At 69.4% G+C, this 22,362-nt stretch carries 21 protein-coding genes and 1 tRNA gene; 9 read left to right on the top strand and 13 right to left on the bottom strand.

The features are described 5' to 3' along the window. Positions 1-64: 64 nt before the first annotated feature. Together ACH4SL_RS03760 and ACH4SL_RS03755 are read left to right on the top strand one after the other, a co-directional pair. Positions 65-1,564, top strand: coding sequence for an AlkA N-terminal domain-containing protein (locus ACH4SL_RS03760; protein WP_398441736.1), 1,500 nt, complete (start codon positions 65-67; stop codon positions 1,562-1,564). Then, a complete protein-coding gene (locus ACH4SL_RS03755) occupies positions 1,561-2,097 on the top strand; it encodes a methylated-DNA--[protein]-cysteine S-methyltransferase (protein WP_398441735.1) in 537 nt (178 codons plus the stop codon). Before ACH4SL_RS03760 ends, ACH4SL_RS03755 begins: the two co-directional genes overlap by 4 nt. A 153-nt stretch (positions 2,098-2,250) precedes the next feature. On the opposite strand, the gene ACH4SL_RS03750 is transcribed toward ACH4SL_RS03755, so the two are convergent. From ACH4SL_RS03750 to galU, 12 genes are all read right to left on the bottom strand, one after another. Continuing rightward, entirely contained in the window at positions 2,251-4,458 is a 2,208-nt protein-coding gene (locus ACH4SL_RS03750; RefSeq protein ID WP_398441734.1) for an MMPL family transporter, read from the bottom strand. A 194-nt stretch (positions 4,459-4,652) separates the two neighbouring features. Further along, positions 4,653-5,258 (bottom strand): TetR/AcrR family transcriptional regulator, encoded by a 606-nt coding sequence (locus tag ACH4SL_RS03745; RefSeq protein WP_398441733.1) that lies wholly within the window; start codon positions 5,256-5,258, stop codon positions 4,653-4,655. Between the two features lie 289 nt (positions 5,259-5,547). Then, positions 5,548-6,204 carry a GTP cyclohydrolase II gene (gene ribA / locus ACH4SL_RS03740; RefSeq protein ID WP_398441732.1) on the bottom strand — a complete coding sequence of 219 codons (657 nt, stop codon included), beginning with the start codon at positions 6,202-6,204 and terminating at the stop codon, positions 5,548-5,550. 78 nt (positions 6,205-6,282) lie between these two features. Next, entirely contained in the window at positions 6,283-6,888 is a 606-nt protein-coding gene (locus tag ACH4SL_RS03735; RefSeq protein ID WP_398441731.1) for an AAA family ATPase, read from the bottom strand. A gap of 89 nt (positions 6,889-6,977) precedes the next feature. Next, a complete protein-coding gene (locus ACH4SL_RS03730) occupies positions 6,978-7,523 on the bottom strand; it encodes a DUF4240 domain-containing protein (protein ID WP_398441730.1) in 546 nt (181 codons plus the stop codon). Between the two features lie 167 nt (positions 7,524-7,690). Beyond that, positions 7,691-7,764 (bottom strand) — tRNA-Ala (locus tag ACH4SL_RS03725). A 69-nt stretch (positions 7,765-7,833) separates the two neighbouring features. Further along, the gene (locus tag ACH4SL_RS03720; RefSeq protein WP_398441729.1) at positions 7,834-8,856 is read right to left on the bottom strand and encodes a hypothetical protein; all 1,023 of its coding nucleotides are present in this window, start codon (positions 8,854-8,856) and stop codon (positions 7,834-7,836) included. Positions 8,857-8,973: 117 nt separating this feature from the next. Then, positions 8,974-9,594, bottom strand: coding sequence for a GNAT family N-acetyltransferase (locus ACH4SL_RS03715; RefSeq protein WP_398441896.1), 621 nt, complete (start codon positions 9,592-9,594; stop codon positions 8,974-8,976). After that, positions 9,591-10,124, bottom strand: coding sequence for a molybdenum cofactor biosynthesis protein B (locus ACH4SL_RS03710; RefSeq protein WP_398441728.1), 534 nt, complete (start codon positions 10,122-10,124; stop codon positions 9,591-9,593). The genes ACH4SL_RS03715 and ACH4SL_RS03710 overlap by 4 nt, the downstream gene beginning before the upstream one ends. Beyond that, positions 10,121-10,603, bottom strand: a complete 483-nt coding sequence (gene moaC, locus ACH4SL_RS03705) for a cyclic pyranopterin monophosphate synthase MoaC (RefSeq protein ID WP_398441727.1) — start codon at positions 10,601-10,603, stop codon at positions 10,121-10,123. The genes ACH4SL_RS03710 and moaC overlap by 4 nt, the downstream gene beginning before the upstream one ends. 87 nt (positions 10,604-10,690) lie before the next feature. Then, on the bottom strand, positions 10,691-12,022 hold the full coding sequence (gene glp, locus ACH4SL_RS03700; RefSeq protein ID WP_398441725.1) for a gephyrin-like molybdotransferase Glp: 1,332 nt from the start codon (positions 12,020-12,022) through the stop codon (positions 10,691-10,693). Beyond that, positions 12,019-12,927, bottom strand: coding sequence for a UTP--glucose-1-phosphate uridylyltransferase GalU (gene galU / locus ACH4SL_RS03695; RefSeq protein ID WP_398441895.1), 909 nt, complete (start codon positions 12,925-12,927; stop codon positions 12,019-12,021). The genes glp and galU overlap by 4 nt, the downstream gene beginning before the upstream one ends. Before the next feature lie 81 nt (positions 12,928-13,008). On the opposite strand from galU, the gene ACH4SL_RS03690 reads away from it, so the two are divergent. Then, complete coding sequence (locus tag ACH4SL_RS03690; RefSeq protein ID WP_398441724.1) at positions 13,009-13,602, top strand: 5-formyltetrahydrofolate cyclo-ligase; 594 nt, start codon at positions 13,009-13,011, stop codon at positions 13,600-13,602. Positions 13,603-13,668: 66 nt separating this feature from the next. On the opposite strand, the gene ACH4SL_RS03685 is transcribed toward ACH4SL_RS03690, so the two are convergent. Then, entirely contained in the window at positions 13,669-16,398 is a 2,730-nt protein-coding gene (locus tag ACH4SL_RS03685; RefSeq protein ID WP_398441723.1) for a penicillin acylase family protein, read from the bottom strand. Between the two features lie 143 nt (positions 16,399-16,541). On the opposite strand from ACH4SL_RS03685, the gene ACH4SL_RS03680 reads away from it, so the two are divergent. The 6 genes from ACH4SL_RS03680 to mscL all read left to right on the top strand — a co-directional run bounded on the left by ACH4SL_RS03680 (position 16,542) and on the right by mscL (position 22,357). Beyond that, a complete protein-coding gene (locus ACH4SL_RS03680; protein ID WP_398441894.1) occupies positions 16,542-18,083 on the top strand; it encodes a potassium/proton antiporter in 1,542 nt (513 codons plus the stop codon). Positions 18,084-18,391: 308 nt separating this feature from the next. Beyond that, a complete protein-coding gene (locus ACH4SL_RS03675; RefSeq protein ID WP_398441722.1) occupies positions 18,392-19,567 on the top strand; it encodes an MFS transporter in 1,176 nt (391 codons plus the stop codon). Positions 19,568-19,633: 66 nt separating this feature from the next. Next, positions 19,634-19,948 carry an FmdB family zinc ribbon protein gene (locus ACH4SL_RS03670; RefSeq protein WP_398441721.1) on the top strand — a complete coding sequence of 105 codons (315 nt, stop codon included), beginning with the start codon at positions 19,634-19,636 and terminating at the stop codon, positions 19,946-19,948. A 96-nt stretch (positions 19,949-20,044) separates the two neighbouring features. Next, a complete protein-coding gene (locus tag ACH4SL_RS03665) occupies positions 20,045-20,902 on the top strand; it encodes an S-methyl-5'-thioadenosine phosphorylase (RefSeq protein WP_398441720.1) in 858 nt (285 codons plus the stop codon). Positions 20,903-21,466: 564 nt separating this feature from the next. Beyond that, positions 21,467-21,763 (top strand): hypothetical protein, encoded by a 297-nt coding sequence (locus ACH4SL_RS03660; protein WP_398441719.1) that lies wholly within the window; start codon positions 21,467-21,469, stop codon positions 21,761-21,763. A gap of 102 nt (positions 21,764-21,865) precedes the next feature. After that, complete coding sequence (mscL, locus tag ACH4SL_RS03655) at positions 21,866-22,357, top strand: large conductance mechanosensitive channel protein MscL (RefSeq protein ID WP_398441718.1); 492 nt, start codon at positions 21,866-21,868, stop codon at positions 22,355-22,357. The last annotated feature ends 5 nt before the right edge of the window (positions 22,358-22,362 follow it).

Raw genomic sequence — 22,362 nt, 5'->3', positions numbered from 1 at the left:
GAAGGCCACCTCGATGTCGTTTTCCTGCCAGACCGGCATCGTGACGAGGAGCGATGCTTGAAGGGTGCATACGGACTTCGACGCCTGCGTCCACGCCGTCCAGTCGAAGGACGCCCGTTTCGACGGGTGGTTCTTCACGGCGGTGCTGACCACCCGCATCTATTGCCGGCCGAGCTGTCCCGCCAAGCCCCCGAAGGTCGCGAACATGACCTTCTACCCGAGTGCGGCAGCCGCGCAGCAGGCCGGTTTCCGAGCCTGCAAGAGATGCCGGCCCGACGCCAGCCCCGGATCTCCGCAGTGGAACGAGCGCGCCGACCTCGTCGCCCGTGCCATGCGGCTGATCGCCGACGGCGTGGTGGACCGCGAGGGCGTGCCGGGACTGGCGGCACGGCTCGGCTACAGTGCCCGCCAGATCGAGCGCCAACTGCTCGCGGAACTGGGCGCCGGCCCGCTCGCCCTTGCGCGCGCCCAGCGCGCACAGACCGCGCGTCTGCTCATCGAGACCACGGCCATGCCGATGGGCGAGATCGCCTTCGCCGCCGGTTTCGCCAGCATCCGCACGTTCAACGACACCGTTCGCGAGGTCTTCGCCCTCGCGCCGGGTGAGCTGCGCGCCCGGGTCGCCAAGGGCCGTCCCGCCACCAGCCCCGGCTCCCTGTCGCTACGGCTGCCCTTCCGCCGCCCCCTCACCCCCGACAACCTTTTCGGACATCTGGCGGCGACCGCCGTACCCGGCGTCGAGGAATGGCGGGCGGGCTCTTTCCGCCGCACATTGCGGCTGCCGCACGGCGCGGGCATTGCCGAGCTGCGGCCGTTGCCCGACCACATCGGCTGCCGACTGTGGCTCTCCGACTGGCGAGACCTCGCACAGGCCATCAGCCGCTGCCGACGGCTGCTCGACCTGGACGCCGACCCGCAGGCGGTCGACGCGCTCCTGTCGGCCGATCCGGTGCTCGCGCCGCTGGTGGCCAAGGCGCCCGGACGGCGGGTGCCCCGGGTCGCGGACGGGCCCGAGTTCGCCGTCCGCGCGGTACTCGGGCAGCAGATCTCCACCGCCGCGGCGCGGACCCACGCCGGGCGGCTGGTCGCTGCCCACGGGGACACCGTGGACGACCCCGCGGGCGGCCTCACCCACCTCTTCCCCTCCCCCGCCGCCCTGGCCGGCCACGACCCCGCCGGACTCGCGATGCCGCAGAGCCGCAGGAACACCCTGGCGGCGCTGCTGCGGGCCCTGGAGGACGGCGGGCTGGACCTGGACGTCGGGAGCGACTGGCAGCGCACACGCGCGCACCTGGCGGCTTTGCCAGGCTTCGGACCCTGGACCATCGAGACGATCGCCATGCGGGCGCTCGGCGACCCCGACGCCTTCCTGCCGACCGACCTCGGCATCCGCTACGCCGCGCGCGACCTCGGCCTACCGACAACCCCCGCGGCCCTGACGCGCCACGCCGCAGCCTGGCAGCCGTGGCGGGCCTACGCGACGCAATACCTGTGGGCAACGGGCGATCATCCGATCAACGTCCTGCCCACCGACCACCCTCACCCGGAAGGCACCGCACGATGACCACCACTCCTGCCACCGCGACCACGGACACCTCTGTCCATACGATCATCGACAGCCCTGTCGGCCCGCTGACGCTCGTCACCCGCGAGAGTGGCCTCGCGGGCGTCTACATGACCGAGCACCGTCACATCCCGGCGCAGGAGACGTTCGGCCCGCGGGTGGCGGCCACCGACCATCCGGTACTCGCCCGCACCACCGAACAGCTGGCCGGCTACTTCGCCGGTGACATCCGCGACTTCGACATCGACTTGTCTACGTCGGGCACCCCGTTCCAGCAGCGGGTGTGGGCGGCGCTGCGCGACATCCCGTACGGCGAGACCGTCTCCTACGGCGAGCTCGCCGCCGTCCTGGGGCAGCCCACCGCCTCCCGCGCGGTCGGCCTGGCCAACGGCCGGAATCCGGTGAGCATCATCGTGCCCTGCCACCGCGTGGTCGGTGCGAACGGCAGCATGACGGGCTACGGCGGCGGCATCGACCGCAAGCGCTGGCTGCTCGGCTTCGAGCACGGCACGCAGCAGCCGGTCCTGGGCTGACGCCCGCCCACCGCCGGCGTGCGGTGCGCCGCAGTGTCAACACGGCGCCCCGCACATCACCCTCCCTGTTGGCAGGGACGGGTCGGCCGGCTGACGCACAGAGCGTCAGCCGGCCGACCCGGACCACCGCCCCCACCGGGAGGCGGGTGCCGTTCAGATGACGGCGGGCTCCCGCTCCTCCTGGCCGTCGACGGCCTGCGGCGGCTCCACGAGCGCCTTGCGCAGCTGCTCGCCCTCCACGTCGACGTTCGGCAGCACGCGGTCAAGCCTGCGCGGCAGCCACCACGCGGCACGCCCGAGCAGGGCGAGCACCGCGGGCACGATGGTCATACGAACGATGAACGCATCGAATGCCACGGCGATCGCGAGCCCGAAACCCATCATCTTGATCATCGATTCGGACGATCCGATGAATCCGGCGAAGACACTGATCATGATGACCGCGGCCGCGGACACCACCCGCGCACCGTGGTTGAAGCCGGTGACGACCGCCTGTCGCGGTGTCTCGCCGTGCACATAGGCCTCGCGCATCCGGGTGACCAGGAAGACCTCGTAGTCCATGGCGAGGCCGAACACCACACCGACCATGAAGATCGGCATCATGCTCATGATCGGACCGGTCTGCTCCACTCCCAGCAGACCGGCCAGCCAGCCCCACTGGAAGACCGCCACGACGGCGCCGAGCGCCGCGAGCACCGACAGCAGGAAGCCCAGGGCGGCCTTCAGCGGCACGAGCACGGACCGGAAGACGATCATCAGCAGCAGGAAGGCGAGCCCCACCACCAGCGCCAGATACGGCAGCAGCGCGTCGTTCAGCCGCTGCGAGACGTCGATGTTCATGGCCGTGGTCCCGGTCACCAGCACCTCGGCGCCGGTGGTCTTCTCGAACTCACCGGAATGGCCGCGGATGACGTGCACCAGATCCTCGGTCTGGGCACTGCTCGGCTTGGAGACGGGCACCACGGTCAGCGTGGCCGCGTCACCCTTGGGGTTGAACGACGGTTCGGTCACCGTCTTGACGTCGGCGAAACCGGAGATCGTCCGCTTGATGTCCTGGGCCGCCGCCTTGGGGTTGTCGGTGTGCGCGCCGTCGACGACGACCATGAGGGGACCGTTGAAGCCCGGCCCGAAGCCGTCGGAGAGCATGTCGTAGGCCCGCCGCTGGGTGGTGCTCACCGGCTGCGAACCGTCGTCCGGCAGGCCCAGCTGCATGCTGGTCATCGGCACGGCCGCCAGCCCGAGCGCCACGACCCCGGCAAGCAGGAAGGGCACGCGCCGCCGCACGACCAGCCGCGCCCACCTGGTGCCCATGTTGGGCTTGTCGGAGGGCGCCGCCCGGCCCTTGCGCACCTTGCGCGTGAGCACCTTGGGCCCGGCGAAGCCGAGCAGGGCAGGGATGAGCGTGAGCGCGATCAGCACGGCCAGCGCGACCGTGGCCGCTGCTGCCAGACCCATCTTGGTGAGCATCGGGATGTTGACGACCGACAGCCCTGCGAGAGCGATCAGCACCGTGAGCCCGGCGAAGACGACCGCGGATCCCGCTGTGCCGACCGCGCGCCCCGCCGCCTCCTCGCCGTCCCGGCCCTCCATCAACTCGTGACGGTGACGCGAGACGATGAACAGTGCGTAATCGATTCCTACGGCAAGACCGATCATCGATGCCAGCGTCGACGACGTGCTCGACAGTCCGAGCGTGCTCGCGAGGGCGGTAATCGATGCGATACCGACGCCGACGCCCATGATCGCGGTGAGCAGCGGCAGGCCCGCCGCGACCAGCGACCCGAAGGTGAGCAGGAGGACGACCGCGGCGATGCCGATGCCTATCACCTCGCTGTTGCCGGTCGACGGCGAAGCCTGCACCGCGGTGCCACCGGTCTCCACCGTCAGCCCGGCGTCGCGGCCGTGCTGCGCGACAGTGTCGATCGCGGTGTGCGTCGCGTCGGTGATCTCCATCGACTTGGCCTGGAAGGTGACGGTCGCATACGCCGTCGTCCCGTCCTTGCTCACCGTGTCGGCGGCGTACGGGTCGCCGACCGTGGCCTGCTGGGGCATGTGCCGAAGCTCGGTGACCGCCTTCTCCACGGCCTCCTTGGCCGGCCCGGCGGTGACCTTCTGCCCGCCCGGTGCCTGGAAGACCATGCGGGCGCTCGCCCCGTCGGCGTTGGTGCCGGGGAAACGTTCGTGCAGCAGGTCGAAGGCCTTCTGCGCCTCCGTACCCGGCACGGTGAAGTTGTCGGACGGCGCGGACGGCGCCGTCGCGGCCCCGACCCCGGCCAGCGCCAGCAGCGCGACCCAGACGAGCACGACGTATCGCCGTCGCCGGAAGGCGAACCGGCCCAGTTTGTACAGGTAGGTGGCCATGGAGAAGGAAGGCTCCCGTCAGGAGGGGCGGATATTGGGCGTGTGGAACCGGCCCGACGACGAGAGCGGCGTGTCAGGTGGGCGGAAGACCGGAAGGACGAGCGACCCGGGCGACTATCGATGGCGCCGAGGCATACGTCACCGAAGCGGTGACCTGCTCCTACGAGGTCGGTTCACTCGGTACGGCTATGGGATCAGGAGTCTTGTGACAGTCCGAGGGCGGGGATGACCACGGCGTCGATGTATCTGTGGCTGAACTCGGGATCGGCGTCGATTCCCTCGAGGATGGGACGCGCCAGCGCACTCCCGAACAGCATGTGCGGGATGAAGTCGCGCGCCGGGTTGTCGGCCGACAGCTCGCCGCGGTCGACGGCGCGCTGGACCAGAGCACGGAAGCTGTCCAGCTCCGGCTCGATGAGCTGCTCGCGCAGGGCCGTGAAGAGATCCTCGTTGCGAAACGCCGCGTGTGCCAGGCCACGCATGAGTTCCTGGTCGCGCTTGGAGTCGTCCACGTCGTGGCACCGCACGAGTTCGTGCAGGTCACCAGCCATCGATCCGGTGTCGATGTCCGCGGGCGACACCGGCTTGATGATCCTCAGCGCGGTGGCGACCAGTTCCGGCTTGCCCTTCCACTGGCGGTAGAGGGTGGCCTTGCTCGACCGCGTGCGGGCGGCGACGGCGTCCATGGTGAGCGCCTCGTATCCGACCTCGCGCAACAGCTCGACGACCGCCTCGAACAGCTCCCGCTCGCGTTCGGGGGTCAGGCGCGTACGACGCCCGGCAGACGCCTGAGCCGTCATGTCCTCTCCTCCGAATGCAGTGGTTGGGCGGCCATAGCGTACGGCCTCGTCCAGCAGGGCGTGGACACCTTCGCCCATCCCCCATCGAAACGATGTCGTACACCTAGAGCGTAGACGACCCGCGATCGAAACGCCACCGTTTCGATCGTGGGTCGTATCACTCGCCGAACGGGAACCCCGCACCACCGCACCAGACACCTTCCCCGGCGCATACTGCGCAGCCGCAGAACCGGGCGCGCATATTGCGCAGCCGTACGGCACGCCACCCGCAGGCATCGCACGGGAAGGGTCAGGCCGGAAGCGCCAGCGTGTGACCGGTGTGCTCGACCTTCGCCCGCAGGTAGCGGACGTTGGCGTCGGACATGTGCACGCCGGTCGGCACCTGCTCGACCACCTCCGCGCCGAGCGCCACCAGCTGCCGCGCCTTGTCGGGGTTGTTGCTCAGCAGGCGGATGCGGCTCACCCCGAGCGCGGTCAGGATCTGCGCCGCGGCCGTGTAGTCCCGCTCGTCCTCGCCCCGCCCCAGTGCGAGGTTCGCCTCGTACGTGTCGAGCCCGCCGTCCTGCAGCGCGTAGGCGTCCAGCTTGGCGTACAGGCCGATACCGCGGCCCTCCTGCCGCAGATAGAGCAGATAGCCGCCGTGCTCGCCGATCCGCTCCACCGCCTCGCGCAACTGCGGGCCGCAGTCGCAGCGCCGCGAGCCGAAGACGTCGCCCGTGAGGCATTCCGAGTGCGGGCGCACCAGCGGCACGGGCGCGTTCGCGTAGTCGCCGATTCCGAGCGCCAGGTGCTCCTTGCCGTCCGCCAGACCGGTGAAGGTGAAGACGTCCGCCGTCGTCTCCCACCCGTCGGGAAACCGCAACGGAACGCGCACCTTCGTACGGACCGCCGCGCGCGGCAACGGGGCGGACACCGCAGCGGCGACCGGTCGTGCGTCTGCCGACATATCGACTCCCTCGTAAGATCTTGAAAACTCAAGCTCTTGGGGCCGTCGGAAAATTTCCGTGGGACCGCGTAACGCACGTCACACGTTCGGGTCACCGCGCACATGCCCGGTCCAGCGGTCGGTTGACCGTACGTCAGCGGCGAACGCGGCGATCTCCGCGAGGCCGGGGTCGTACCCCGCCGTGGTGTCCACCTCGATCCAGGGAGCGTCCAGGGCCACTCGCCGGAAACCCTCGTGGCTCCGCGCATGCACCCCGGCGTCGTGGTGCGCGGCGTCGTCGTGCACCCTGCGCAGCGGGTTCTCCGCCAGACGCCGCCGCCTCCGCTCCAGCGCGGTCCCGGCGTCCACCACGCAGTGCACGACACGGATCTCGGCCAACGTCCCCAGCGGCTCCAGACCGGGCCGCCACAGCCGGTCCTGGAAGGCCGCCTCCGCCACGGTCGTCACGCCCGCCCTCAGCAGCAGCTCCAGTACGCCGAAGAATGTCGGCAGCGCGCGCACGGCCAGCTCGTCCTGTGGGCCGTGCACGAGGTTCGGCGCCGCGTGCGCCATCCCCTCCTTGATCTCGTCCCGGCAGATCGCCGGGCAGCCGACGACCCGTGCGAGCTCGTGGGCGAGGGTGGTCTTGCCGGCTCCGGGCGGACCGCTGACGACGATCAGCACGGGAAGCGCGGGGGCGGACATCACCCGCCAGGGTTACCACACACTCCGGGCTCGGAGGGCGCGGTTATCCACGCCGATGGCGCGCATGCGCGGCGCCCGCGAGTGCGCCGTCAGGCTGCGAACAGCGCGTCAAGGCGAGGCAGCCGCGGGGCGACCTTCGCACGGTCGTCGAAGCTGAAATTCCAGGCGGGGTCGAGACCGGGGTAATTGACGGTGAACGAGTCCGGAGGCAGGTCGCGACCGGTTGCCTTCCGGTAGGCGCCGTGAGGGACGGCGAGGAAGTCCTCGCCCTCCAGATCGCTGCCGCCCTCGGCGGCGGCGCGGACGGCGGGGTGGTCCGCCAACGCGTCCGGGTCGGAAACGGCCCGCTCGAAGACGGCGCGGCCCTGGGCTATGAGCCAGCCGCGGAAGTATGCAAAGCCGTCGTCCGAGCAACCGCCGTTGATCAGGTAGGCGGCGGCCCACAACGGCGCCCGGTAGGCGTCGGCCAGCAGGTCCCAGAGGATCTGCTGGGCCCTGACGATCTCCTGTGGGCTGTGCGCCGCGAGCAGCGCGATGGCCTCCTTGGCCGCCCCCTCGGCGTCTGCGGGGTCGGCAGAGGCGGCGCCCTGACGGCGAGCCAGTTCGACGAGCTGCCAGAACCTGTCGGTGTCCATGCCGCACAGAATGGCAGCCGGCTCTGACAACGGCCCTTCCACGACCACCGCTCCGCGCTCCGGTACGGTCGACCATCCTCCCCGGAAACGACAAAATCCCGCCCGATCATCATGATCAGCGGGATCCTGCCAGCCATTCCCGAGCGGACTCGAGAACAGCAGTGTTGTGGACCTGAGGGGATTCGAACCCCTGACCCCCTCGATGCGAACGAGGTGCGCTACCGGACTGCGCCACAGGCCCTTGCAACGAGGAAAACTCTAGCATCTCCACGAGGGTGCTCGTTAACGCAATACGGGCTGGCGGGAAGGCCTACTCGTTCGCCGCGCGCGGCCGGTCGGGGTCGGCGTACTGGTCGAAGAGCGGAGTGCGGGCGGTACGCGGGCGCGGGCGGCCGGGCGCGGCGGCCGGGGGCGCGGCAGGCTCGCCGGACGCCGACGGCGGCGTCGTACCGGAACGTGCCGAACTCCAGGTGTCGGGCGCGCCGAGGTCGACACCTCCGGTGGTGCGCGGGGCGACCGGGGCGGTGACGTAGGTCGGCAGCGGCACGGGTACGGGCTCCCAGCCGTCGTCGGCCGCCTGCTGGGCGCGCTGCTGGTCGACCCACTCGGCGTGGTCGGTCTGCTCGACGAGGGCACGGCGGTCGGCGGTACGCGGCGAGGGCGCGGGGACGGGTGCGGGCGACGGCGACGCGGCTTCCTTGACGGGCGCGGCGGGCAGTTCCGCGCGCGGCCGCTCCGGGCGGGAGCGGTCGGGCCGGGCACGCAGCCTGCGCGCAGCCTCGGCGGCCTGGCGCTGGTCGAGCCGCACCTCGTAGCGACGGCGCTCCTGGCGGCGCATCTGTCCGATGTACACGGTGAGCAGGACCGCGGGGACGGCCGGCGCCCACAGCAGCGCGATGCCGCCCACTGCCGCGGCGACGGCTGCAACGGTGAAGGCGAGGAAGAGCAGCGTGGTCGTACGGCGGCGGCGCGCCAGGACCTTGGCCCGGGCGTCAGGTCGCGTGGTGGCGGTTCCGGCCGGACGGGCAGCCCCGGTAGCGGGGCGCACCTCGGTCGCAGGTACGGCAAGGCCGCGGACGTCGACCACGTCCGCGGCGTCTGCGGGGTCGAGGTCGCCCTCGACGTCGTCGGCACCGGGCTCGACGCGCTCGCCTCGCGCCTTGGCGACGCGCCGCTCCATCGCCGCCCGCCCGGACAGCAGCCGGATGGCGGTGCTGAAGCGTTCCGTCGGACGCGCTTCGTTGAGCTCGTCCTGCCTACGGAGCCACATCGGCACCAGGTAGGCAGCCCAGGCCCCGACGATGACTGCGTAGATGAGGCCGCTACTGCTCACGCGTTACACGGTAGGGGGAATCGAGACACGCCATACGGAATTTGGCCCGGTGTGTCGCACGATCTGGCTGATAAGCCGAGAATTTTTTGCGTCGAGCTTCTCGATCGAACGCTTGTCCTATTTCTGGGGCGCCGCGGGTCTTACCCGGTGCCAGCGGTTGAGGAGCCCTTCGGGCACCTCCTCTGCGGTCAGCGCGTAGACGAGGTGGTCGCGCCAGCCGCCGTCGATATGCAGATAGCGGGGGCGCAGCCCCTCCTCGCGGAAGCCGAGCTTTTCCGCGACGCGGCGGCTGGGTCCGTTCTCGGGGCGAATGCACACCTCCACGCGGTGCAGTCCGACCCGGCGGAAGCAGTGGTCCACTGCCAGCGCGACCGACGTCGGCATCACACCCCGGCCGGCGACGGCTTCGTCCACCCAGTAGCCGATGTGCGCCGAGCACATGGAGCCCCAGGTGATGCCCGCAACGGTGAGTTGACCGGCGAGACGCCCTTGATAATCGATGACGAACGGCAGCATGCGGCCGGCGCCCGCTTCGCTGCGCAGATGCCGCACCATCTGTCGATAGGTGGGCCGTTGGGCGATGTGGCCGGGCGGCGCCGGAGGCACCGTGGCCTCCCACGGGCGCAGCCAGTCGCGGTTGCGCCGGTTGACCTCCCGCCATGCGCGCTGGTCGCGCATCCTGATGGGGCGGAGGGTGATGTCACCGTCCGCCAGTTCCGTCGGCCAGACCCCGTTCAGCTCGGTCTCCCAGGGGCTGAGGTTTCCGGCGGTGCGGAAGTCGGATGATCGCCGCCCCGGATCTGATCAACTGCGTGCGCCAGAAGCGGGGCGAGCACGGTGAACCCGTCCTTGACGCCGCCGGTCGACCCGGGAAGGTTCACCACCAGTGTGCGCCCCGCGACACCGGCGACACCGCGCGAGAGCACCGCGGAGGGCACCTTTTCCCGACCCGCGGCACGAATCGCCTCGGCAATACCCGGGATCTCGTAGTCGAGCAGTTGCCGGGTCGCCTCAGGCGTGCGGTCCGACGGCGAGATACCGGTTCCCCCCGTGGTGACCACCACGTCGTACCCGGCGTCGACCGCCGACCTCAGCGCCTGCGCGACGGGTTCACCGTCCGGGACGACCTGCGGGCCGTCGACAGTGAACCCGGCCTCCCGAAGTGCGGCGGCGGCCACCGGCCCGCTGCGGTCCTCGTACACGCCGGAAGCCGCCCGGTTGGACGCGGTGATGGTGAACGCTCGCATAGGAGCTGCGGCGCTGCTCATGACCGGTGCCAGTCGCCGGACTTACCGCCGGTCTTCTCCTCGACGCGCACGTCGGTGATGACCGCGGACTTGTCCACGGCCTTCACCATGTCGACCACAGTGAGCGCGGCCACGCTGACGGCGGTCAGTGCTTCCATCTCCACACCTGTCCGGTCGGTGGTCCTCACCGCAGCGGTGATCTCCACTGCGTCGTCGGCGACCACCAGGTCCACGGTGACGCCCGACACCGCCAGGGGGTGGCACAGCGGAATCAGGTCGGGGGTCCGCTTGGCGCCCATGATGCCCGCGATGCGGGCCGTGGCAATGGCGTCGCCCTTGGGCACTCCGGCGCCGCGCAGCAGCCGCACGACTTCGGGGCCGACCAGGACGCGACCGGTGGCGCGGGCGGTGCGGGACGTCACGTCCTTGGCGGAGACGTCGACCATGCGAGCCGAGCCTGCCTCGTCGAGGTGGGTGAGATGGTGCCGAGCGCTGCTCATCGTTCTCCCGATGCGGTCTCTAGGGCAGACACCGTACCGGCAGCCGTCCGTCCATGCCCGGGGGCCCTGGGCGTGCCGACCCGCTCGCTAGTCCAGCACGATGACGTCGACGTCCGCGCCGGCCTCCAGCGACGTGACTTCTTCGGGGACGACGATCAGCGCATCGGCGTTCGCGAGCGCCGCAACCAGGTGGGAGCCGGCCCCCCCGACCGGCGTCACACTGCGCGACGCGGGGTCGTAACGTCCCCTCAGGAACTGCCGCCGCCCTTCCGGTGAACTATCGATAGCCGTTACGCACGCTGCCCGTACGACGTCGCGGTGCACCGGACCGACGCCCATCAGAGTGCGGATGGCGGGGCGGACGAACAGCTCGAAGGACACATAGGCGCTGACGGGATTGCCGGGAAGGGCCAGCAGCGGGATCCGTGCGGGGCCGATACGGCCGAAGCCCTGCGGCTTGCCCGGCTGCATGGCGAGCTTGCGGAACTCGACGTGCCCGTTGTCTCCGGCGGCCTGGTCGTCGGCGCCGTACATTGCGCCGCCGAGCGAGGACAGCGCCTCTTTCACGACGTCGTACGCGCCGACGCTCACCCCTCCGGTGGTGACGATGATGTCGGCGCGGACGAGCTGGTCCTCGATGGTGGCCCGCAGCGTCTCGACCTCGTCGACGACCGCACCGACGCGATAGGCGATTGCGCCCGCGGCCCGGGCTGCTGCAGTGAGAGCGAAACTGTTGGAGTCGTGGATACGGCCGGGGCCGAGCGTGTCCCCCGGCTGAACCAGTTCGCTGCCGGTGGACACCACGACAACGCGCGGCCGAGGCCGGACGGTGACACTGGCACGGCCGACAGCGGCCAGCAGGGCGATCTGTGGCGGCCCGAGGACGGTGCCGGCGGCAAGTGCCAGTTCCCCCGCGGCGACGTCGCTGCCACGGGTGCGGATGAACTGGCCGCGGGACGGTCCCCGGTGCACCCGTACCTCGCCGCCTGCCCGTCCGAGGTCGAGGCTGTGCGCAGTCATGGTGGTGGCCGGTCCGCCCCCGGTGCCACCGTCCGTCCACTCGACCGGGACGACTGCCTCGGCGCCCGGCGGAAGCGGCGCGCCGGTCATGATGCGGGCTGCCTGCCCGGCTCCGACCGTGGGCGGCTCGCCGCTGCCGGCGGCAATGTCCCCGACGACCTCGAGGACGGCAGGGTGTCCGGAGGACGCGGCCCGGGTGTCGGCAACGCGTACCGCATAACCGTCCATGGAGCTGTTGTCGAAGGGCGGCAGCGCCATGGGCACGGTGACGTCCTCGACCAGGACGCACCCCTGGGCGTCGAGCAGTTGCAGCTCGATGGCCTCCAACGGGGCCAACTGCCCCAGGATGCTGTCCAGGTGCTCGGTGACGGACCATACGCGCTCGGCGCCGTGACTCACTCTTGCATCTCCTCGGTGACATACGTACGCAGCCAGTTCCGGAACTCGGGTCCCAGGTCTTCACGTTCGCATGCCAGTCGGACAATCGCTCGCAGATAGTCGCCGCGATCACCGGTGTCGTAGCGGCGGCCGGTGAACACGACGCCGTGCACGGGCCCGCCGTCGTCGTCCCGGTGGGAGAGCTCGCGCAACGCGTCGGTCAGCTGGATCTCACCGTTGCGACCGGGTTCGGTCTTCCTGACGGCGTCGAAGACGGCGGGGTCCAGGACGTAGCGGCCGATGATGGCAAAATTCGACGGCGCCTGGCCGGCGTCCGGCTTCTCCACAAGATCGGTGACGCGCACGACGTCGTCCTCGTCCGTGGGCTTTATGGCCGCGGCACCGTAGAGGTGGATCTGCTCGGGCGCCACTTCCATGAGCGCGATCACGCTGCCTCCGAACCGTCCCTGCACGTCGATCATGCGGGAGAGCAACGGGTCGCGCGGATCGATCAGGTCGTCGCCGAGCAGGACCGCGAACGGCTGGTCCCCCACATGCGGTTCCGCGCACAGCACGGCATGTCCGAGCCCCTTCGGATCGCCCTGCCGCACGTAGTGCATGGTGGCCAGGTCGCTGGATTCGCGCACCCGGGCGAGCCGCCCATCGTCACCCTTGCGGGTGAGCGCCTCCTCCAGCTCATAGTTCCGGTCGAAGTGGTCTTCGAGAGGACGCTTGTTGCGACCGGTGATCATCAGCACATCGGACAGATCCGCCGCGACGGCTTCTTCGACCACGTATTGGATGGCCGGCTTGTCCACCACGGGGAGCATCTCCTTGGGCGTCGCCTTGGTCGCCGGAAGGAAGCGTGTACCGAGGCCCGCCGCGGGGATGACGGCTTTGCCGATCCGGGCGCGTGAGTGAGTCATGCGGTGCACCATAGCGTTCGTGAATGTGTAGAAGATGAAGAAACGGTTCATAGCTGCTGATATACAGCGGATATGGAGAACATGGATGCGGTCAAGGCCGACAAGGCGCAGCTTCGGGCACGGCTGCTGCGCGCACGACGCGGAATGTCAGCTCAGGAGCGCGAAGCCGCGGCCCGGGCCCTCGCGGTGACGGTACGCGGGCTGCCTGAGTGCATGTACAGCAAAACCGTGGCCGCCTACGTCTCCATAGGCTCCGAACCCGGCACCGGTCCCCTCCTCGAAACCCTTCTGGAAGCCGGGGTACGGGTGCTGCTGCCCGTCCTGTTGCCCGACAACGATCTGGACTGGGCCGAGTACGGCGGCCAGGAGGCCCTGGAACGCACTCCACGGGGCCTGTTCGAGCCCACCGGCCCGCGGCTGGGTCCCCAAGCCGTCACCGCCGTCCAGGCGGTCCTGCTGCCAGGACTGGCGGTGGACGCCCGCGGAATCCGCCTCGGTCGCGGCGGCGGTTCGTACGACCGCGCACTGAGCCGCATCGAACAAGCGGGCGCCCGGCCTGCCCTGGTGGTGGTGCTCTACCCGCACGAGGTCATGGACACGGTCCCGGCCGAAACGCACGACGGGGCCGTGGACGCCGCCCTCACCCCCGCGGGTATCCGCCGCTTCGGTGCCTGACGTCCCCGCCCGAGGCAGGGACGCCGTCGGGCCGGGCACATCATTGGCTCGGCATATTGCCGCGGATCAGGGAGTGAGCACCAACGTCGCCTTGGTCGCCTTCTTCACCGGTTCGTCGGAGAAGTACCACGGCAGGAGTTCGTTGGCTGCCCACTTGTCGGTCTGGTCGGTGTAATGAGCGTTGTAGGCATGCCCTGATGCGCCCGTCAGGTTGATCCACCGGGACTTGTCGAGATCCTGGAGGTTGACGATCATCCGCATCGACGGCACCCAGATGACGTCGTAGCCGCCCGCCGCGTTCCACCCGGTCGCGTCCACCGCCGCCTCGCCGCCGCTGAGCTGCCAGGGGCCGCGGTTGAGCAGCCACTTGATCACGCCGGGACCGTCGGTACCGAGGGTCTGGTTCTTCAGCTCCAGCTTGTGCAGCCGGCCCCAGCTCCAGGTGTCTATGTCCTTGCCCAGCTTGGCGGTGAGTTCGTAGCGGGCGTCCTTCATGGCCTGCGCGAGCAACTGGTCGCGGGTACTGTGGTGCGCCTTGTCGGTGTCGACGCCGTAGAAGGCGGTGGTGGACATGGTCCACCAGGAATTCGTCGCGTCGGGGAGGATGTCGAGAACCACCTCGGACCAGCGGTCACTGCCGTCCGGCTGCGCCTCGGAAGGGTCACGCTCGCCGCACTCCTGGACCGTGGGGATGCCCTTGCCGTCGAGGTTGTCGACCGGACCGGTCTCCCCGACGGGGGGAACCCTCAGGCACTGTCCCTCGGGACGCAGCTCCTTCGGCAGTTTGTTGCCGAAGGCGAGCTTGAGGACGTTGCGCCACACCGCGTTGAAGTACGCCGCCGCAGCGGAGTCGGCGTCCTGGTTGTAGTCCCAGCCTTCGAGCAGTTTCTGCGCATTGCGCACGTAACTGTTCTTGTCACCCGTTATATCGACTTTGAGAAGGTACGGCACCAGTACCTTGGCGATCTCGCTGCTGTTGTCGCTCTGCATGGACTGCATGTCGTCCATGGAGATCTTTCCGTTGTCCTTGACCTTGGATGCGATGAGGTCGTTGATGCGCTGGCTGCGCGTACCGTACCCCCAGTCCTGGGTGAGCATGTACGGATACTTGCTCTGATCGATAACCGCTTGGTTGGCCGTCACGATGTAGCCGCGCTCAGGGTCGTACTCGTACGGCATCGCCTGGAAGGGGATGGTTCCCTTCCAGTCGTAGTGCGAGTCCCAACCGGGCACCGGGTAGGTGCCGTCGTCACCGTCGGCGCGGATCGGCACCTGGCCAGGCGCCTGGTAGCCGATGTGGCCGTGCGCGCCCTTGCTGTCCGCGTAGATCAGGTTCTGTGACGGCACCGCGAAGTCCTTGGCCGCGGCGCGGAACTGTTCGAAGTCGGTCGCGCGGTCGAGCTTGAAGACCGCGTCCATCGTTTTCGAGGGCTTGAGCGCCGTCCAGTTGAGAGCGACTGCGTACCCGGAGTTCACTCCGCCTGGCGGGTTGTCGACCGGCGCGGTCTGCCCGACCTCGCGGATCTCGTCACTACGGTCGGAGATCAGCGGTCCGTTCGTCGTCTCCCGCACCGTGATCTCGCGGCTCTTGCCGCCTGCGACCTTGATCTCCTCGTGGCGCATGGTGAACGGCACCTGCTTGCCGTCCCGCAGGTAGGTGGTCGCGGTCACCTTCTCCAGATAGAGGTCGGTGACGTCCGCGCCCAGGTTGGTCATTCCCCACGCAATATCCTTGTTGTGCCCGATTATCACACCAGGCATGCCGGAGAACGTGTAACCCGCCACGTCGTACGGGCAAGCGCTGCTGACCGTGCGGCAGTGCAGGCCCATCTGGTACCAGAGTGACGGCAACTGCGGCGCCAGGTGCGGGTCGTTCGCCAGCATCGGTTTGCCCGTCGTCGTGAAGGCTCCGGACACGACCCACGAGTTGGAGCCGATGCCGCTGCCGTTCGGGCCGAGAAGCGCGGGCATCTGATCGATTATCTGCGAGATGCCGGCGAGCTGGCTGTCGACGGTGTTGTTGAGCGACTGCGGGCCGGAGGACGTCCCGGCCGGGGAGTACACCTTCGTCGTGGAATCGACGGACCCGGCGTCGACGATGGGCTGATTACGGTCGTAGGGATACGCGGGGTAGAGCTGCTTGATCTGCGCCTGACTGAGCCGGCTCGTCATGAGCGCACGGTCGATCTCGTCCTGCATGTTGCTGCGGAGATCCCACGCCATCGCTTTGAGCCACGCCACCGAGTCGACGGGGGTCCACGGCTGCGGCTTGTAGCCGTTGCTGAACTTCAGCGCCGCATACTCGACGGACAGAGCCGCACCGCTGTGGTCCTTGAGGTAGGCGTTGACACCGTCGCTGTAAGCACGCAGGTACGCCTTCGTAGCGGCGTCGAGCTGGGTGTCGTACTCCTTCTGTGCAACGCCGCGCCAGTCGAGCGTGCGCAGGAACGCATCCGTCTCGACCTGCCCCTTGCCGAACATCTCGGACAGCCGCCCGGACGTGAGGTGCCTGCGCACGTCCATCTCGTAGAAGCGGTCCTGCGCCTGCACGTACCCCTGCGCCCGGAAGAGGTCCTCAGGCGTGTCTGCGTAGATCTGCGGGATGCCGTACGCGTCGCGCTCGACGTCGACAGGCGCGGACAGCCCCGCCAGCTTGAGCGAGCCGGTCGTCTGCGGGAACGAGGCCCGCACCGTGCTCACGCTCCAGTAGGACGCGAAGCCGACGCCGGCCATCAGCAGCAGCACGAGCGCGATCACGATGAAGCGTACGCGGCGGGACTTCTTCCGTGCGGGCATCGCTGTCCTTCGAGGGCAGTGCGGATCAGATGATCAAGGTGCTCCTTGTGCAAGGGCAACCATAGGCGCACGCCTTGTGCGGCAGGGACGCGGAGTCGGACCTGCCGTGATGTGGACCATACAACGTCAAGAGAGGGTAAAATATTAGCCTAGACAACAAAGTTGAAAGGACCGGTGCCCTGACTGTCCACCACCTCAACGAGATCCTGCTGGTCGGCGCGGCTGTACTGCTCGTCGCGGTCGTCGCCGTCCGCCTGGCGTCCCGCAGCGGCCTTCCCACCCTGCTCATCTACCTCGGCATCGGCGTCGCCATAGGACAGGACGGCCCTTTCGGCTTCACCTTCGACAACGTCGAGCTGACCCAGGTGCTCGGTTATGCGGCACTTGTGGTGATTCTTGCCGAAGGCGGGCTCGGCACGAAGTGGCATGAGATCAAGCCGGTCATGCCGATCGCCGCTGTGCTATCGACTGTCGGCGTCGTCGTGAGTGTGATCATCACTGCGGCAGCGGCCCACTACGCGGTGGGGCTCGACTGGCGCCAGTCGCTGATCATCGGTGCGGTGGTGTCCTCCACGGACGCCGCGGCAGTCTTCTCCGTCCTGCGCAATGTCCCGCTGCCCAAGCGCATAACCGGCGTGCTCGAAGCAGAGTCGGGTTTCAACGACGCCCCGGTGGTGATCATGGTGATCGCCTTCTCCGCGAACGGGCACATAGATTCCTGGTACCACCTGCTGGGCGAGACCCTTCTGGAACTGGCCATCGGCGGCGCAATCGGGATCGCGGTGGGCTGGATCGGCGCCTACGGACTCAAGCACGTAGCACTGCCGGCCTCGGGGCTCTACCCGATCGCTGTCATGGCGATCGCGGTCGCCGCGTACGCGGCCGGCGCCATGGCACACGGTTCGGGCTTCCTCGCGGTTTACATCGCCTCGCTCATCCTCGGCAACTCGAAGCTGCCGCACCGCCCCGCAACGCGTGGATTCGCCGAGGGGCTCGGCTGGATCGCACAGATCGGCCTGTTCGTGCTCCTCGGGCTGCTGGTGACCCCGCACGAGCTGGGCGACGACATCGTTCCCGCGCTGATCATCGGCTTGTTCCTGACCCTGTTCGCCCGCCCCGCCGAGGTCGTGATCAGCTTGCTGCCCTTCCGGGTCCCCTGGCGCGAGCAGGCGCTGATGTCGTGGGCGGGGCTGCGCGGTGCCGTACCGATCGTCCTGGCCACGATTCCCATGGTCGCCGGAGTGCCCGAAAGCCGGAGGATCTTCAATATCGTCTTCGTCCTGGTGATCTTCTACACCCTCGTCCAGGGGCCGACGCTTCCGTGGCTGGCGCGGCGCCTGCGCCTGGGCGAGAACAGCGGCCCGGCAGATCTGGGCATCGAGTCGGCGCCGCTGGAGCGGCTGCGCGGGCATCTGCTCTCCGTCGCAATTCCCGAGGGTTCGCGGATGCACGGCGTCGAGGTCAACGAACTCCGGTTGCCGACCGGCGCTGCCGTGACACTCGTCGTACGCGACGGGGCCAGCTTCGTACCCCTGCCGTCGACCACCCTCCGGCGCGGCGACGAACTGCTCGTCGTCACCACCGACCCCGTACGGGATGCGGCGGAGGATCGCCTACGTGCCGTGGGACGCGGCGGCAAGCTCGCCGGCTGGCTCGAGGAACGCGGCAAGGCCCGCCAGGGCTGAGGTGCCCGGCAGCCGGGCGCGGCCGGCGCGGGCTTACGTATGATGGTGCGGTATTTGTCCAGTACGACCACTGTCTGATGCAGGGCCGGCGCGGTGACCCGCGCTGAGCGGACGGCCCTCGGCGCGACACCACGGTCCGAACCGTGTACGCGCTACCAGGCGGCAGAAATGACCAGCCAGTGGCATCTACGGTGCCCACGTCCCCGTCGCAGCAGACTGCCCGCAAGCCGGGGTACCGGCAACTGCTCGGCACTCCCGGAGCGCGCGCCTTCGTCCTCCCCGGTTTCGCGGCGCGGCAGCCTTTCGCGATGCTCACGATCAGCCTGGTGCTGCTCGTGGAACACACGACCGGCTCCTACGGCAAGGCGGGTGCCGCCGCGGCTGTGACGGGCGTCGCCATGGCGCTCTGCGCGCCGGGTGCCGGTCGGCTTGCCGACCGGCACGGTCAGTCTGCCGTTCTCGTACCCGGTGTGGCCTTGCACGCGGCATCGGTGTGCACGCTGGTGGTCCTGACCCTGGCACATGCGCCGATGTGGGCGCTGCTCACGGCGGCGGTTCCGGCGGGCGCGACAGTGCCGCAGATCGGCCCCATGGTGCGGTCACGATGGGCGACAGCGCTCAACGATCCGGTCGGCGGCGTTTCTCCGCTCCTGCAGACGGCTGCCGCTTTCGAATCGGTGACCGACGAATTCACGTTCGTCGTCGGGCCGATCCTGGCCACAGCGATGTGCACAGGGATCCACCCTGCCGCTGGACTCATTGCCGAGGCGTTGCTCACTCTTGCGGGTGGATGGCTGTTCGCGGCGCAGCGCAGAACGGCTCCGCCCCCGCAGCGCAGGACGGCCGAGGGCGCCCGTCACCGGACCTCCGCGCTGTCGGTGCCGGGCGTACAGGCTCTTGTGGCCGCGTTCGTCGGTATCGGTGCCGTGTTCGGCGGCATGCAGGTGTCGGTCACCGCCGTCACCCAGGAGGCGGGCCACCCCGGGCTCAACGGGCTGGTCTACGGCACCTTCGCCGCGGGCAACATGCTGGCGGGTGTGGCCTACGGCGCCCTGTCCTGGCGTCGCAGCCCTCGCAGGCGGCTGCTGACGGCTTACGGCGCGCTCACCCTCGCGTGCGTCCCGCTGTGGGCCGCACAGAGCCTGCCTCTGGTGAGCGGGCTGGTCCTCGTGGTGGGGCTCTGCATCGCACCCGCCTTGATCACCGGCTACACGCTGGTCGAGGCGCTGGTGCCCGTCGGCACGCGAACGGAGGCGTTCACATGGCTGACAGGTGCAGTCGCGCTCGGTCAGGCCGCGGCGGTCACCGCCGCAGGGCTGCTCGCGGACGGTGTCGGGGCCGGTGGGGCCTTCTGCGTGCCGCTGACCGGCACTGCTGCCGCTTTCGCGATGATCGCCATGCTGCGCAAGCACCTGGTGCCGCAGCCTTCGACCGTACCGGCAGCGGGTGTGATCGGTCACCGTCCGGCGGTCACGGTGGACTGAGGCACGGAAATGCTGCACTATTGAGCGTCGTTAGCACTCAATGAGTGAGAGTGCCAGGAGGAGCTAGTGCCGACGTATCAGTACCAGTGCACCGAGTGCGGCGAGGGCCTCGAGGCGGTGCAGAAGTTCAGCGACGACGCACTGACCGAGTGCCCCAACTGCGGCGGACGGCTGCGCAAGGTGTTCTCTGCGGTGGGCGTGGTCTTCAAGGGATCCGGCTTCTACCGGACCGACAGCCGCGGCTCTTCGTCCAGCAGCACACCTGCCGCGAAGAGCAGCACCTCGGACAGCAAGGCGACCGACAGTTCGTCGTCCGGCTCGTCGTCGTCCACGGCGTCCTCCGGGTCCTCCTCCTCGTCGAACAGCTCCTCCGCGGCCTGACCGGGCACGGCGAGCAGCTGCCTTCCACTCCCGGACCTCCGCCGTCGACACGGCGGGGGTTCGTCGCCTCCCCGCAGCCCGCTTAGGGTGACGGACATGGTGCAGAGCGGCAGTGCGACAGACGTGCGAGCCGAGATCGGCGTGATCGGCGGATCCGGCTTCTACTCCTTCCTCGACGATGTGACCGAAGTCACCGTCGAGACGCCCTACGGGGCGGCCAGCGATTCGCTGTTCGTCGGTGATGTCGCGGGTAGGCGCGTGGCATTCTTGCCGCGGCATGGCCGGTCGCATCACCTTCCACCACACAAGATCAATTATCGAGCCAATCTGTGGGCGCTGCGCGCGGTCGGCGTGCGCCAGGTGCTCGGGCCCTGTGCGGTGGGCGGATTGCGAGCCGAGTACGGTCCCGGGACGCTCCTCGTACCCGACCAGCTCGTCGACCGCACGAAGTCGCGCGCGCAGTCCTACTTCGACGGGGAAGCACGGGCGGACGGCCTGGTCCCGAACGTGGTCCATACGACCTTCGCAGACCCTTACTGCCCGGTCGGACGGAAGGCAGCAGTCGGCGTCGCCCGGTCGAGTGGCTGGGAAGCCGTGGACGGCGGGACGCTCGTCGTAGTGGAAGGACCACGTTTCTCCACGCGCGCGGAGTCCCTCTGGCACGCCGCTCAGGGGTGGTCGGTCGTCGGCATGACCGGACACCCGGAGGCGGTGCTCGCCCGGGAGCTCGGCCTGTGCTACACGTCCCTGAATCTCGTGACCGATCTGGACGCGGGGGCCGACACCGGCGAAGGCGTCTCGCACGAGGAGGTTCTCGAGGTCTTCGCGGCCAACGTCGGGCGGATGCGGGACGTCCTCTTCGACGTCGTCGCGGCACTGCCCTCGAACTCCGGGCGCACATGCCTGTGCGTCGACGCGCTCGGCGGTCAGGACCCCGGGATCCCGCTGCCGTAGGCGAGGCTCTCCCTCCGGCTCGCGGGCCGGAGGGACACGATCTCGCGAGGGGCTGGGTTTTCCACAGGGATGGAAGTTATCCACAGGCCCTGAACGCGGATGTGCCCGCGTACGCGATCGTGAGGACGTCGACCGAGTGCCCGGTCGTCGACCCCTTCGCGTCCGGTGGTGATCCCAGTGCGTACGTCCTCGTCGGCCCCGCTCGCCGCTCCAGCTGCCCCGTCGTTCAGACCCTCCCTGCCCGTCGGCATGACGCCCGAGACCGCGGCGGCCGGGGGTTCGGGCGTCCCCGCCCCGTACACCCCGCCGGGCCGGGCCGTTCCGGACTTCCCTCCGATCCGCGCGGGACGCGGCGGCGTACGGCGCCTGCTTCCCGGCGTTCCACGGCTCAGACGCCGGCCGCTCGCAGCCGGGATGGCAGTGGCAGCAGCCGTGCTCGCCGTGTCGGCCGCCTATGACCCTCCACCGCCTCACGGCCAGCAGACGGTCGCACGGCATCGCGCGCCTGGTCCGACCACGGGGTCCGTCGGCGGCGCCACGGCGGACCGGCTCGTGAGGGCGCCCGTGCGGATCGCTGACGCCGAGGCGGTGCGCCTGCTGCAGCCGGGCGACCGGGTGGACGTCCTGGCGGCGGCACGGGTAGTGGCCTCGGGCGTCAGCGTCGTCGCGATCCCTGAGCAGCCCGCCGGGCCGCTCGGGGCCACGCCGCCCCTGGACAACGCCGAGGGCGAAGCGCCGCCCACCGCCGCGAACGCGGGCGGGACAGGTGGTGCGCTCGTCGTCCTGTCCGTGCCGCGTGGCGTTGCCGCCGCCCTGTCGGGAGCAGCCCTGTCGAACCCGCTGGCGGTGGCACTGTGCTGAATCACCCTTTCGTGAGAGGCGATTGGACAGAGCGCCCCCGGATTGCCTTCCATGGCGGAATCTTTCATTCCGTCAGACCGGCGTCAGGGAAGGGGCACATCGATGAGCCAGACGGAGCAACCGAGCCTGCTGGCAGGTTTCAAGGAGTTCATCACGCGGGGGAACGTCATCGACCTCGCGGTCGCGGTCGTCGTGGGAGCGGCGTTCAGCAGCATCGTGAACTCCGTCGTCAACGGGATCATCAATCCGCTGGTCGGTGCCTTCGGTACGAAGGACCTCGCTGGGTACTCGTCCTGTCTCAAAGGCCCGTGCGCGGTGGACAGCAAGGGCGAGACGGTCAGCGGGATCCACATCCTGTGGGGTTCCGTACTGAGCGCGACGCTCACGTTCCTGATCACAGCGGCGGTCGTGTACTTCCTGATGGTCCTTCCGATGGCCCGGTACCTGGCGCGGCGGGCCGCGAAGCAGGAGGCGCCGCAGACGGCCGAGCCCGCGGCGGCGAAGAACGAGGTGAACGTGGAGACGGACGAGATCACGTTGCTGAGGGACATCCGCGACGCGCTGGTGGCGCCTCGCTCCGGCGGCGCGGGCTGAGCCCT

It is taken from the genome of Streptomyces sp. NPDC021020 (assembly GCF_044333285.1).
In the GTDB taxonomy this organism is placed as follows: Bacteria; Actinomycetota; Actinomycetes; order Streptomycetales; family Streptomycetaceae; genus Actinacidiphila.
Note: the sequence above shows the minus strand (reverse complement) of the source record. Positions and strands in the feature narration are given on the sequence as shown.